12 protein-coding genes are annotated in these 13,072 nt (G+C 47.4%); 1 reads left to right on the top strand and 11 read right to left on the bottom strand.

The annotated features are described in order from the left end of the window. Positions 1–8 precede the first annotated feature (8 nt). From PCH01S_RS06625 to PCH01S_RS06645, 5 genes are all read right to left on the bottom strand, one after another. Positions 9–854 carry an STM4015 family protein gene (locus tag PCH01S_RS06625; protein ID WP_042227868.1) on the bottom strand — a complete coding sequence of 282 codons (846 nt, stop codon included), beginning with the start codon at positions 852–854 and terminating at the stop codon, positions 9–11. A 315-nt stretch (positions 855–1,169) separates the two neighbouring features. Next, a complete protein-coding gene (locus tag PCH01S_RS31275) occupies positions 1,170–1,340 on the bottom strand; it encodes a hypothetical protein (protein WP_241688864.1) in 171 nt (56 codons plus the stop codon). 185 nt (positions 1,341–1,525) lie between these two features. Beyond that, complete coding sequence (locus PCH01S_RS06635) at positions 1,526–2,776, bottom strand: MFS transporter (protein WP_042227869.1); 1,251 nt, start codon at positions 2,774–2,776, stop codon at positions 1,526–1,528. A gap of 15 nt (positions 2,777–2,791) precedes the next feature. Continuing rightward, entirely contained in the window at positions 2,792–3,610 is an 819-nt protein-coding gene (locus tag PCH01S_RS06640; RefSeq protein WP_042227871.1) for an MBL fold metallo-hydrolase, read from the bottom strand. Positions 3,611–3,648: 38 nt separating this feature from the next. Continuing rightward, positions 3,649–4,149: an MgtC/SapB family protein gene (locus tag PCH01S_RS06645; RefSeq protein WP_129112562.1), complete on the bottom strand. Its 501-nt coding sequence runs from the start codon at positions 4,147–4,149 to the stop codon at positions 3,649–3,651. A 343-nt stretch (positions 4,150–4,492) separates the two neighbouring features. Between PCH01S_RS06645 and PCH01S_RS06650 the strand changes: the two genes are divergently transcribed. Continuing rightward, positions 4,493–6,664, top strand: a complete 2,172-nt coding sequence (locus PCH01S_RS06650) for an extracellular solute-binding protein (RefSeq protein WP_042227874.1) — start codon at positions 4,493–4,495, stop codon at positions 6,662–6,664. A gap of 234 nt (positions 6,665–6,898) precedes the next feature. Here PCH01S_RS06650 and PCH01S_RS06655 read toward each other — a convergent pair whose 3' ends face one another. The 6 genes from PCH01S_RS06655 to PCH01S_RS30310 all read right to left on the bottom strand — a co-directional run bounded on the left by PCH01S_RS06655 (position 6,899) and on the right by PCH01S_RS30310 (position 12,891). Next, complete coding sequence (locus PCH01S_RS06655; protein WP_322786824.1) at positions 6,899–7,687, bottom strand: HAD family hydrolase; 789 nt, start codon at positions 7,685–7,687, stop codon at positions 6,899–6,901. Continuing rightward, positions 7,645–9,114, bottom strand: coding sequence for a CehA/McbA family metallohydrolase (locus PCH01S_RS06660; RefSeq protein ID WP_042227877.1), 1,470 nt, complete (start codon positions 9,112–9,114; stop codon positions 7,645–7,647). The genes PCH01S_RS06655 and PCH01S_RS06660 overlap by 43 nt, the downstream gene beginning before the upstream one ends. Before the next feature lie 4 nt (positions 9,115–9,118). Then, on the bottom strand, positions 9,119–10,465 hold the full coding sequence (locus PCH01S_RS06665; RefSeq protein WP_042227879.1) for an ABC transporter substrate-binding protein: 1,347 nt from the start codon (positions 10,463–10,465) through the stop codon (positions 9,119–9,121). 64 nt (positions 10,466–10,529) lie between these two features. After that, positions 10,530–11,372: a carbohydrate ABC transporter permease gene (locus PCH01S_RS06670; protein WP_042227881.1), complete on the bottom strand. Its 843-nt coding sequence runs from the start codon at positions 11,370–11,372 to the stop codon at positions 10,530–10,532. A 12-nt stretch (positions 11,373–11,384) separates the two neighbouring features. Then, complete coding sequence (locus PCH01S_RS06675; protein WP_042228844.1) at positions 11,385–12,269, bottom strand: carbohydrate ABC transporter permease; 885 nt, start codon at positions 12,267–12,269, stop codon at positions 11,385–11,387. A gap of 175 nt (positions 12,270–12,444) precedes the next feature. Continuing rightward, a complete protein-coding gene (locus PCH01S_RS30310) occupies positions 12,445–12,891 on the bottom strand; it encodes a hypothetical protein (protein WP_129112479.1) in 447 nt (148 codons plus the stop codon). Positions 12,892–13,072: the final 181 nt, after the last annotated feature.

The raw sequence follows: 13,072 nt of genomic DNA on the forward strand, positions 1-13,072 counted from the left end.
CACGGCCGTTATTCCGTAAGCGACGGGTACCGGTAATCGTCGTCTTCGTCCATATCCTGCTGGTCGTCCGTGTTCACGTTAAGGCCGGACGATTTCCAGCGGTTTACCATTTCATCGGACATATAATGATGGCTTAAGTCCAGATATTGAAGTTTCTTCACTTTTTCGCTGTTTAAGAGCGCTTCCGCCCCGGTATCGGACAAAGTTCCGTCGGACATGTCGAGCGTGTGCAGCCCGTCCAGAATCGGCGCATCGGCCAGCGCGATCGCCAGCTCGTCCTGAATTTCGCTGTTTTTGAGACCAAGGTAAGTGAGTTCCGGGAATTTGCCGGGCTCCGTCAGCTTGAGCACATCTTCCAGGCCGCCGTCGAACCCGTATTCGTCCACGCCGAGATACAGTTCCAGCTTTTTCAGACGAGGGAAAGACCCTTCGTAAATTTGATGAATCACGTCCTTGCCGAGGCCGCCGCAAATAATGGTCAGCTCCTCCAGGTTTTCGTGGCGGGCCGGGTTCAGATCCAGTCCCGTGCTTCCTTTGATCGTAAACGACCGGAGTGCCGGGTAAGCCTCCAGCAGAGGAGCCAGGTTAGTCTGCATAATCCAGGACACTTCGCATTCCTCGAAGCTCATATCGCCGATAAACAGACTCGTCAGTTTCGGAAACCGGCCTTTCAGCGCGACAAGCGTCTCGACGGTTTCTTCGGAATCGTTTTCGTAAGCACCGCCCCAATCGCCGATAATGAGGCTTGTCAGTTCCCCGCTTTGCGGGCTGTTCGCAAGTTCCTCGAGCAAATCTTTCATTTTCTTGCCGTCTTCATACTGGTCGTAATCGATTGATAGTTTAACTTCGGACATCTAAGTCCCTCCCATGTCAACTTTTTCCTTCTATGTACGATATAATCCTTACTATATACGATACTAAAAAAGACTTGCAAACATTTCTGGGCAACCGTGCACGTCTCCCGTCTTGTTTTCCTTTCGTTTTTTAAGGTCGATTTCGTATGGAAGCCCCACCAGATGCCGGTTTTGAGCGATGGATAACTTCTTCTTCTCCTGGATCTATTCGTAAAAAAAAACGCCGTGTGGAGTGCACGGCGATCGAATGGACTGCCGGGCGAAAAGACAGTAGCCGCACCGACAGGCAGCAGCTCCCCCGAGAAACCGGTAACGTTACGGTTTGCTTTTCTTAGGCGCCAGCCCGTCTTTTTCCGTCAGTACCTCGATCTTGAAGCCGTCGGATATAAGCGGAATATTTCCGTTCAGCCCGGTGGAATACACGTTTACGTTTTTCTTTTCCAGCCGCTCCTTTAAGTTCGGACTCTGGAAATTCCTCTGGATCATAACTACGATTTTCGGGGAGACGGCCGCACGATTGGATGAAGATAATAGAGGTTAACCCGACAAAAAGTATCGCCGCAAAATAAAAAATCCGCTCCCTAGCGGATTCCAAAACATTCACTAAAATGCTAAGAAAAAGGCTAACGACCTTATCGGCAGCCTTTTTCCATAGCCTTTCGGCTCCTTTATTACACGGCCTTTAACTCCGAAACCGCACCTTCTTCCGCATTTTTCTTCTGGAATATCATCCCTTTATCCTTGAAGAACAGGAAGAACACCAGCGCGACGACAGCCGCCACGACAGCGGGGTAAATCCAGAACTGCTGCCACTGCTTCAGTGCAGCCGCCCCTTGATCCACGACCGTATGATTGAAGATATAACCTGTGACCGAAGAAGCGAACAACAGCCCTAGCCCGTTCGAGATCATGAACTTCAAGCTCTGTGCCTGCGCTTTAATCGTCACGTCCGCTTTATTGTCCACATAGATGTCTCCCGCCGTGAAGAAGAAATCCCAACAAATCCCTTGCAGTGCCAGCGCAATGACGATGACGAGAATGCCTGCATCGACTGCCGCGAAGGAGAACAACAACGAACGAAGAACCCACGTGATCGCGCCCCACAGGATAATCTTTTTAAATCCGAATTTGAAGAGAAACAGAGAGAGTAAGAACATAAAGATAACTTCCGTTGCAATACCGATTTGCATAATTGTAGCTGCATTATTAAACCCTAGCGCGCCCAGGAATACCGGCACATAAGCACTGTAAGCTGTTTTAGGAATCATCAAGAAAATCGTACAGCCCATGAATACCGTAAAGTTCTTATCCTTGAACAATGCGAGCGCATCAAGACAGAGCAGGTCCTTTATCAGGAACTTCTTACCCTTGCCGGCTGCCGGTGTATTCGGAAGCGTGAAGCAATAGATCCCGAGCACAATGGCAGAGATTGCCGCAATTTTGAAGGTCATAATACTGCCCGAGAAGCCCATCTGTCCGAGCAGGAACCCGATCACCATAAAACCGAATGTTCCGAACACCCGAATCACCGGAAATGTTTTAGCGCCGTGAATATGTCTGAAGCTGATGCTATTCGACAGTCCCGTCGTAGGATAGAACAACACACCGACGATAAAGAGCAATACGAGGAACATCGTCGCGTTGCCCGATTGAATCTGAGCCGGAATCGCTAACAACACACAAGCATTAACAATATGCAGGATGCCCATAATTTTCTGGGAGGCGATGAACCGGTCCGCGACCATCCCGATGAACAGCGGCGACAGAATCGTCGCGATGCCGAGCAATGCATAAGAAGTACCGATGATGGAAGATAAGCCCGATGTGCTGAGAACTAATCCTAAAGTCATATTCCAAGCGCCTTGGACGAAATATTGCAGAAACATCATAATTAATAGTCTCGGAACGATAGTAGTCTTCATGTGTAATATCCCCTATTAAATAAATTTGATGAGACCGTCGTAAGCCACTTCGATACCGTGAGGCTTGAATATGTCCACAAGCTCGTCATGCATGAAACCGCTGTTATGAGATAAATGCGAGACGATGATCTGGCTCGTTGCCGAGTGAATGCCGCTATCCAGCAATCGCTTCTGTGTCTCCAACACTGTCTCAATGCTCATATGCCCATCGGAATGCGGATTCTGATTGTAACCATGTGTGCATTCGAGTACCGTCAGATCGATATGCTTGTCCGCAAGCCACGACCACGTCAATTCCGGAAACCATCCTGAATCATGACCATACAGCAATGTCTTGCCTTCCTTTTCGATAAAATAGATCAGACACGTCTCCCACTTCGCATGATTGGCGAGAAGCGGCGTAATGCGCGCTCCGCTGGACTCTACTGTCACGAATGGAATCATCCGAGTGAATTGAAACCGCTCCGGACTATAACCGGACAACACATCCAGACAACCATTAACAGCACGATCATTCCCGAAAATATGCAGCGGATGCGTAACGTGGTGACCATACCCTTCCATCCGACTGAACAAATCTCCTGCGTTAAAATGATCGGGGTGCGTATGCGTGAAGAGCAGTTCCGAAATACGAGTAACACCCACATCATCCCGCATGACTTGGTAGCTGTATTCTGGCGGGAAATCAATCTGCATCGTATCATCAACAATCGCAGCTGACCGCGTTCTTATATTCTTCCCTTTCTCGCTTCGCGTCTTCTCGCAAACCTCGCATTTGCAAAATGGATTCGGTATCCCTTCCGACGCGGCAGATCCTAGAAAATGAACTTTCATACAAATATCTCCTTTTCGATTCGCAGATATGCAGGAATTCAGATACATTCTTTCTCTTGTTGTTTCCTGGCGGCATCATTGCCGCTTCTTGATTTCCGATCATCTCCCGGGTTGTTCATCGGAAGAAATCGACTGATTCTTGCGAGGAAAAAAGTTAAGACGACGGAGAAAATAACGATGCCGTAATACCCCGCTCCAATGCCAATTCCGACTCCGCCTGAGAAAAATATCATGGCCGCCGATGTTAACCCCTTAACCCGTTCCCCATCCTTAAGAATGACTCCCGCTCCGATAAATCCTAAGCCGGATACGATTTGAGCCGTTAGCCGCATCGGATCGGCGCGCATGAGTTGACCCGCTTCATTGTAATGACTGGCGGTAGAGATGGAAATAATCGTAATTAATGTACAAGCCACTGAGGTATAGGTATACGTCTTCATACCGGCGGGCTTATGTTTATGTGATCGATCCCAGCCAATAAACAGGCCCATCAATGCACTCGCAAGGATTCTGACATACATCTCCCAATGTCCGAACATCTGGCCATATTGGATTGGATCCACAGCGTTCCTCTCCCCCTTAATCATGATGTCGTGAAAATCTTGATCAACCGCGCTGACAAACGATCAATCCATATGGGATGTTAACGCTTTCTTGAATAGAATTCTAACATATTTTTGGAACGTGTCAATAAATATTTAAGAGTTTTTTCACTGTAACGCAATGTATATGCATAAAACACCATAAAAACAATCCTTTAACGTTTGTTCGGGACACTTTTAAATATTGGAACGTGTCAAAATTAGTGGGTGATGGCATGTCAACAGAAGACCCGATATAATTAATTTATCCAAATATCATCAAAAAGGGGTAGGATGAAGCATGCCTACGATCAAAGATATCGCCAAAGCTGCGGGGGTGTCGCATGGAACGGTATCGAATGTGCTGAACGGAAGAGGAAATGTAAGTCTGGAGAAAATCAATCTCGTGGAAGAAGCCGCTCGTAAAATGGGTTACCAGATCCACGCGCGGGCTAAATCTTTACGTGAAGGAAGCACGACAACCGTCTCCCTCATCTTGCCTAACATTTCATCGGATTCCTACAATAAGCTATATATCGCAATCCATAGCACCCTTCTCCGTGTGGGGTACACGACAAATTTATATCTCACACAAGATCAGAAAGAAAATGAACAAGCTCTTCTGCAAGAAATTGCTGCTAATCGAGACTGCGCTGTAATCACGGTCTCCTGTTTGGACGATGCCATGGAATATTATGACCTGCTCGGCATTCCACGGGAGAACATCATTTTTGTCTATCGTAAATTGCAAAACACAATGAAATTCGCCAGCTTCGATGCAGATGCATCCGGACGAGCGATTGCTCAGAAAATAAAAGAAAAAGCGCATCGGAAGATCGGAATATTCACCGATTTGCTCCGATATTCCTGTGATCGGGATTTTAGAAATGCCATCATGGAAGAACTATCCCCTCAGGATTTGCGCATACATACGATTGCTGCCGCGCAATCTACGGCCTATAATCATGCATTTGATTTCTTTGCGGGGGATGGCTTCGATTGCATTGTGACCAGTGATCTGGAACGTGCACGCTATATCAAAAATGCTCATTTCTTAGGGAGTACGGGCCAATGTCCGGAGATATACAGCTTAGCCGATTCGGAGTTTTTAACCGAGGATTTCATTCACAAGTATCACATCAATTATCAGTGGCTGGGCAAAGAAATTGCCGAGACGATACTACGTCATGAGACGACGGACCAGCGTGACGGAGCCCCGATCATCGGGTTGAATAGAGGGTTTATGTTTGAGGACCAAGCGCTCGGTCATCCAACGGCGAACAAAACGCTGAACATTCTGACGATCCCGAGTCCAACCACGGATGCGCTCAAGAAATTAGCGCCGCATTTTAAGAAGACGACCGGTATTGATCTTCGACTTGCTGTCTATTCGTTCGAAGAAATTTACGACATCTTATCCGATATCGACAACCATAAACATTACGATATCATTCGTGTTGATATGGCCGGGCTATCTTGGTTCGCGGGCCGAACTTTAAAGCCGTTAAGCCCGGAGATGCGGGAGCTGCTGAGGAATTATCCTCCACAGCTTATTGATCGGTATGCTTATGTGAACGAGATCCCTTACGCCGTACCTTTCGATCCGAGCATTCAAATGCTCTTCTACCGTAAGGATATTTTCGAAGATACCAAAGTGCGAAGAATGTTCTATGAGCAGTATAAAGCCGAACTGCGAACACCCTCAGACTTCGAAGCGTTCAATCGGGTTTCTGCATTCTTCTCTCGAGCGAGTAACCCCGAGTCGCCTTTATCCCATGGATCCTGCGTAACGACGGGAAATTCAGAGATTATCGCTTCCGAATTTTTAGTCAGGTATTATGCCGAAGGCGGACATTTGATCCAAGAAGACAACAAGCTGGCTCTATTCAAAGAGATTGCGATTAATGCCTTTCATAGCTATATCGATCATTTATCCATAGCTAAGAACTTACCTGCCAAATGGTGGGACGAGTCCATCTCGTTATTCGAAGACGGTCAGATCGCGATGCTCATCGTGTATATGAACTTATTCTCGAATATCGCCCACAGCGAGATATCCCCGCTCGTTGGGTTCGCAGAGGTCCCGGGCCAACAGCCGCTGCTCGGCGGAGGCTCGCTGGGCGTATCAAAATATTGCCGGAAAGACGACGAAGTCTCCGCCTTCTTCCGTTGGTTCTATGATCATGAAATTGCCGAGCAAGTCACGCTGCTCGGCGGCGCTTCGGTCAACGATTTCATCTACAGCAACCAGAATGTCATGGATCAATATCCTTGGCTGAAGTTCGCCAAAGACTTGGAGTACCGCGGGGTTCGAGAATCCGCCTTCCCGACGGGACATAACTTCAATCTGCGGAAAGTCGAGAAGATTATCGGTCTCGGCGTGAAAAATGTGATGAATCAGATGATGAGCATCGAGGAAGCGATTGATTATATTAATGCAAGGTTATCCGAAAAAGAGTTTCTTGCTCTATAGGAGATGCAGCTCTTAAAAACAGGAAGAAGACAGGTCAATGATCGCCGCGATATGGTTATCCCCCGTCAAGTAGACGCGAATAAAAAGACATGTCATTAAGCATCAGCCGTTTCCCGCTATTCAACCGGGGAGCGGTTGTTTAATTTTTTCTGAAAACGACCATTATTGTAAAACAACTCTAAAATTATGGCAAGCAGTAACAGCAGCTAACCCTTCAAATGCACCTCTTCCCTTCTATGATGTTAATGTAGTCCATTGCAATTGCTCATAATGACTAATCTGTTCTTCTTCGCCGTCACTAGCTTGTGTTCTTTCCAGACCAATTCGAACGATGCCGGCAAGCCTCGCCTCCCGGGCCATTTGAATATCGGCTTTCGTATCGCCGAACATGAGTGTGCGCTCCGGTGCAATCTGAAGCTTAGCGCAGGCCGCAATAGCCAAATCCGGATGCGGCTTCCCATTTACATGGCCGTCACTGCCAAGAATAACCTGGAAATGTTTGCGCATCCCAAGCCACTCCAGATGCTTTACAGCGGCTTCGGTATCATCCGATGTGACAATTCCGATCGGAACACCCTCCCGGCTCAGCTGTTGTACGAACGAGAAAACACCAGGCATAGCCCGAACTGGACGCAGCTCGTCGATCTGTGTGGATACATGCTTCATATCGGTCAATACTGCCGTAATCGCCTCATTCCATGCCAGGCCGGAAAGGTACAAGTGTCCTGCAAGCAGAGCCGCGATTTCCCGGTTGGAACCCATCGCAAGCGGGCCAAGAGGGTCGTAATGAAATTTCTCCCCGTCACGACACAAGCCAAGAACAGTCTCCCAATTTACACCCAGCGCCCTGTGACGTAATCGGTCCATTAGCAGACTGCTCCAAGCCCCCCAAAGATATGCAAAATCAAGCAGTGTTCCATCCTTGTCAAACAGAACCCCATCCACCTCCCACGATGATGCCCCGCATTGAATTCGAATACTCATAGCTCTGCGTTCACTTCCTCCCACGTCAATGAAGAACATCCGATCGGATTGGCATAAATGGGGTTGATAAAAGCTAACAGTGTCCCATATTCTGATCTGAGCTCCACTCTTAACCAGCGATAGGCTTCTCCCGTCCATTCTGTCTCATATACGTAAGGTCCATCCTCATTAACAACCGCTTCAAATACGGGCAAACCATTCAATAACCAGATCAACTTACCTTTCTCCTTTATACCTTTTACAGCAATGCTATAGCGGATCGGGACTGCCGCTTGTGCATCAATACTTACTTGATCTCCCGGCAGTATTTGCCTTCCTCCGCTATAAATGCGGGGCTCAAGCTGCGGTCCTCTAGATACGATACAGCGCCCTTTCTTTACAGCGTCCAATAGCTGAACTTCGCTTAGCTCGTCACAGTACACGTAAGTGGCCGGATCGCCTACCAGAGAAGGAGGTCCTCCTTCCATGTAGCTTTCATGCGGCAACAGATGCGTATCACTGCCTCCGATCCCTGCCAGACGCAGTCCTCTCGCCCAGCAGGCGTCCCACAGCATCAATGCGCGTTCTGCCGCTTCGGCGTTGCCTTCATAGGTCGGATCATTCCATATTTCAATCGCGTGGAACAAGCTCAGCTCCGCCCTTCCGAAACGCCAATCCCATGGAGCCAAATAAGGATGATTCAAGCTGCATACCGCGCCTTGCTCGCGCGCTGCGGCGATAATTCGATTCATTCCTTCGGCGTCTTCCATTGTAAGAGTCCCCTTCTCATCATACAAAGGAAGCCAATCCGTGATTCCCAGTACATTCCAGTGGCCTTGAGTCGCCGTCACTTCCATTCCCGGCAGCGCAAGGAGTCTGTCATGTGAAGGCCACGCCGTATGCCGATGGTTATGCTCAGTCACTACGATGAAGTCCAACTGCTGCCTCAATGAGGATTCCATCAATTGCTCCGGAGACTGCTTGCCGTCAGATAACGATGTATGCATATGGAAATCGCCTTTATACCATCTTGCGCCGCAGTTGAGCCGCTCCTGCTCATACCGAGCATCACCGTCTAACGTTACCCAAGGTATCCCGATTGCAATCGGGACGGTAGACGATTCCGCCGACACGCCTTTTCCGTGCATCCATTCCAGCTTGAACATGCTATCTTCATCTCTAGCATAGGCAATCACCTCTGCCTTCCAGGTTCCCGCTCCAACATCTCCCGGTACAGAGCCGATAGAGCAATTCTCTTGCAGCCTTCCTAGCAAAATTCGTTCCGCCCGCTTCTTGCCCGTATATTGCATTCGGATGAATCCACCAGGGTCCTTCACGAATACTTGCATCCAATCCAACTTCTCATACGTTATAACAAGAGAAATCCAATCCATCGGCTCTTTCATGCTAAATGAATATGTCAGCAAGGAAGGACCGGGAAGCAGGCTTGCTTCCCGGACTTCAGTGCAGATTACCGTACTCATCATCGTGTTACTTCACTCCTGTCACTTTATCGAGTTCTTCCTGCGCTTTTTGCCGTGCTTCCTTCAGCGCATCAGCCGCAGGAACATTCTCGATTTGCACTTTATCTGCTGCGATCTTCAGCGCATCATCAATTTTGCCGCCTGTCTGGTCAATAAAGGCGCTGCTTGCTGATTGCGCCTGCATCAGCGGCACTTTGATTTGCGGGTTTTGCTCGCTGAACGCTTTGTAGTCCGGATCTTCAAGTGCAGAGGAACGAACTGAGATATATCCTGTGTTAATGGACCATTTGGCGGTATTCTTCGTATTCGAGAAGAAGGTCAGCCATTCATAAGCAGCCTGCTTCTGTTTATCTGAAGCCAGAGCCGGGATACCAGCCATCAGCGCTCGTGCCATAGGCGCTGGTGCACGGTTCGCCCAGCCAGGCTGCGTATGCGCAGCTACAACATTGAAATCCAGATCACCTTGGTCGCCGCTAGAACCTGTATAGCCTGCAGCTCGTCCCTGCATAACGTCATCGATAGTTTTGTACCAATATTCCCAGCCCTGACCACCGGAGTGGATCCCCATAATTTTTTCTTCATGAATCCACTTTCGGAATTGCTCCCATGTTTCGATCCATTCCGTGCTGTCAATCATTACGGTTTTGCCGTCTTCACTCAAAATTCTGCCGCCGCGGCTCAATGCCGCGTCCATCATATTCTCGCGGCCCCACATCGGCATCCAGCCGAATACCTTCGTTGTATCGCCTTTCTTTACCGTCATCTTAGCTGCTGCATCTGCCAGAGTCTCCCATGTATTAAACACATCTTCCGTCAATCCAGCCTTCTCCAACATATCCTTGCGGTAATACAGTACCTGCGTCGTGCCATACATCGGCAGGAAGAACTGCTTATCATCCACAACACCTTGCTGCAGAAACGCCGGAATGAAATCGTCCTTGTTAAAATCGACATCAACCGTAATATAGTCGTCTAATGCTGCAAAGTAACCTTTGCGGGCCCAGTCATTGTTTTGTGTCAATACAGCCGCAGGCACTTTCTTCGAGGCAATAGCCGCCTGCAGCTTCTGTTGTGTCTCCTCATAGTTGCCTTGCGCTACACCTTTAACAATGACGCCATCCTGAGATGCGTTGAACTCCTTAATCAACGCTGCTACATTCTGGCCCAGCTTGCCGCCGAGTGCATACCAGAATTCAATTTCGACTGGCTCTTTCGCTGCCGTCTCTGCATTCACCGGCTTCACATTCCCGTTGTTTGCGTTTTTGCCACTATTGCCGTTTTCGCACGCCGCCAAGAACATTATTACGATGGCGGTCATCAGCAGAATTCTACCTTTTTCCCATGTCTTTAGCATGCTTCTTTCCTCTTTCTTCTCTCATAAATTTTTAACATCAACCTATATTGCCTTCTCATTCAAACTAGCCTTTATTGACGCCGTAAGACTGGCTCACCCCCTTCATAATGAATTTTTGAGCGAATATAAACAGGATAAGCAGCGGCAAAATAGTAAATGAGCTGGCCGCCATCACCTGCGCCCAATTCATCCCGTAAGCCCCGCCTTCGATGAAGAAGCTGCGCAGCCCGGCAGACACAAGGTATAGATCGGGATTATGGGTAATTAGCGACGGCCACAAATAGTTGTTATACATTTCAATAAAAGTAATAAGACCCGTCACAACAAAATACGGTGCAGTCAGCGGAATCACCATAGTCCAGAGAATTCGCCGGTGGGGAGCGCCGTCGATTTTCGCCGCTTCCACCACCTCCCTCGGAATTTGCCGGAACGCTTGATAGATCATGAAGATCGTGAATACACTCACCGAGTTGGAAATAATGAGCCCTCCGTACGTGTCGATTAATCCGAGATTCGATAAAATGATGTAACCCGGCAAGTAGGTCGCCGCACCCGGCAGCATATAGCTAACAAGAATGATTGCCAGCAGCGGCCGTCCCAATGGGAAACGCATATGGACAAGTGCGTAAGCCATCATCGCGGAATTCACCGTCTGAATCAATACGATACATACCGATACGAATACGCTGTTGAATACATAAAGATCGAAAGGCGCCGCATGCCATGCCTTCGAAATATTCTCCCACAGCAGCTTGTCTGGAAGCAGGACAGGCGGATAAGCCCAAATCTCATCATTCGTCTTGAACGCACTGGTGATCATCCATATAAAAGGAAACGCCATAATAAAGCTAAATGCAGCAAGTATGACATGATGCAGCGGGCGCACTATCATTGATCCGACTCTCATTTGGAATTCCTCCTATTGCAAATAATGAACGGAGCGGCGGCTCATCGTCACGGAAACTAAAGAGAATAAGGCAGAGATGAACACCAGCACAAGCGCAACCGCCGAAGCTTCTCCGACATTAAAGCTGTCAAAAGCAGATTGATAATACATATACAACAGCGTGCGCGTGGAGCCGGATGGTCCTCCTTGAGTCAGAATGCTGATCTGATCATAAGCCTGGAACGACTGCAGCCACAAAATAATAAATAGGAAGAAGGAGGTCGGCGAGATCAACGGCAGCGTAACACTTTTGAAGATGCTCCATTCGCCGGCGCCATCCATGAAAGCTGCTTCCCGCAAATCCTTCGGCACCCCTTGTAATGCAACCAAATAAAAAACCATTGCCCAGCCGACATATTTCCACACGCTGACAATAATGACGCAAAGAAGCGCCCACTTCGAGCTTTGCAGCCAGGGCAGACCGTCAGCCCCCAGTCCAATCAAGATCGAATTCGCTAAGCCTGATCGCGGTTCGAAGATCCATGACCATACAATCGATACGGCTACCGTCGGTGTAACCCATGGTGAGAACAAAATTGCCCGGTATACGCCGGCCCCTCTTCCTTGCCTGCTAAGAATAAGAGCCAAAGCTAATCCCCCGGTCATTGTCGGAATGACCATCCCAAGACCGAATAGCAGCGTCACCTTTAATGCTTTATAAAACTCTTCATTCGCAAACAATTCCTTATAGTTTTCAAATCCTACCCAAGTCTTCACTGGACTCATAAAGTCCCAATCCGTAAAGCTTAAATAAACGATATACACCATCGGAGCCAGCCAGAATAAAGTGAGCGGCACCATAGCAGGCAGCACGTAGAAGTAAGCTGCAGGTTCACCCCATCGCTTAAATTTTTTCATAGCAACCTCACTTTTGTTCAATTTTATTTGAATATAGTTTATTTTTTGATATTTTACCTTGTTTTGAATAATGTTCTGGTGATGTAGGTCTAAAGATAATTTATCCCAAGGAATAAAATGGATTCGCTCGTTTTGATATTCAGTTTCGCCATAGTAAAACTCTAAAGGAACCTCTTCAAAGTTGTTTTTCACAGCGATTATTAGTTTGTTTATAATCTCTCGTAGACGTTTTATTTGGATTGTATCTGAAGTGAACTTGTGCGCGGATTCTGGGAAGTAAGGGGGCCACTGCTGAAGTTTCATCTTTTCTCGTTTTTTGTGCAGATTCTATGGCATTCTTTCTTGCATCATAATCACGATTATCAAAAGGAAAATCAGGAAGTGTGTATTTAGAAAAGTAGCTCTGTTCTTCAATTGACAATTTAGATTTTATCCATTTTGTAACATTAAACACAAAAGATCTATAGTAGGTTACAAAAGTCTGTCTCTGTTGAGATGAATGATCATGGTGTACTTCACCATCCAAATATTTGTTAATATGAACATAGCTCATTTCGCCCATCGTTTTTATTTCTAACGCTGTAAAAATGTCACGGAACCTTGCATTCAATGCAGTCAACATATTAAATATTGATCCAGGAGATAGATCTCTGTCCGTTAAGCATATTAGAGCCAGAGCAAAATGGTTGGACCAAGGAGTCTCACAACAATATTTCAGAAAGTACCGTACAGATACTTCGTCAAGTACATCCCAGAAATAAAGTTCATTAAAAAGTGCTCATACACTAATTAAATTTCAGAAA

Origin of the sequence: Paenibacillus chitinolyticus NBRC 15660 (assembly GCF_000739915.1) — a bacterium.
GTDB classification, from domain to species: domain Bacteria; phylum Bacillota; class Bacilli; order Paenibacillales; family NBRC-103111; genus Paenibacillus_F; species Paenibacillus_F chitinolyticus.

Excerpts from the sequence above, each read along its gene's own strand:
- PCH01S_RS06625 (WP_042227868.1), bottom strand. The coding sequence starts at position 854 with ATGTCCGAAGTTAAACTATCAATCGATTACGACCAGTATGAAGACGGC.
- PCH01S_RS31275 (WP_241688864.1), bottom strand. The coding sequence starts at position 1,340 with ATGATCCAGAGGAATTTCCAGAGTCCGAACTTAAAGGAGCGGCTGGAA.
- PCH01S_RS06635 (WP_042227869.1), bottom strand. The coding sequence starts at position 2,776 with ATGAAGACTACTATCGTTCCGAGACTATTAATTATGATGTTTCTGCAA.
- PCH01S_RS06640 (WP_042227871.1), bottom strand. The coding sequence starts at position 3,610 with ATGAAAGTTCATTTTCTAGGATCTGCCGCGTCGGAAGGGATACCGAAT.
- PCH01S_RS06645 (WP_129112562.1), bottom strand. The coding sequence starts at position 4,149 with ATGTTCGGACATTGGGAGATGTATGTCAGAATCCTTGCGAGTGCATTG.
- PCH01S_RS06650 (WP_042227874.1), top strand. The coding sequence starts at position 4,493 with ATGCCTACGATCAAAGATATCGCCAAAGCTGCGGGGGTGTCGCATGGA.
- PCH01S_RS06655 (WP_322786824.1), bottom strand. The coding sequence starts at position 7,687 with ATGTTCTTCATTGACGTGGGAGGAAGTGAACGCAGAGCTATGAGTATT.
- PCH01S_RS06660 (WP_042227877.1), bottom strand. The coding sequence starts at position 9,114 with ATGATGAGTACGGTAATCTGCACTGAAGTCCGGGAAGCAAGCCTGCTT.
- PCH01S_RS06665 (WP_042227879.1), bottom strand. The coding sequence starts at position 10,465 with ATGCTAAAGACATGGGAAAAAGGTAGAATTCTGCTGATGACCGCCATC.
- PCH01S_RS06670 (WP_042227881.1), bottom strand. The coding sequence starts at position 11,372 with ATGAGAGTCGGATCAATGATAGTGCGCCCGCTGCATCATGTCATACTT.
- PCH01S_RS06675 (WP_042228844.1), bottom strand. The coding sequence starts at position 12,269 with ATGAAAAAATTTAAGCGATGGGGTGAACCTGCAGCTTACTTCTACGTG.
- PCH01S_RS30310 (WP_129112479.1), bottom strand. The coding sequence starts at position 12,891 with ATGTTGACTGCATTGAATGCAAGGTTCCGTGACATTTTTACAGCGTTA.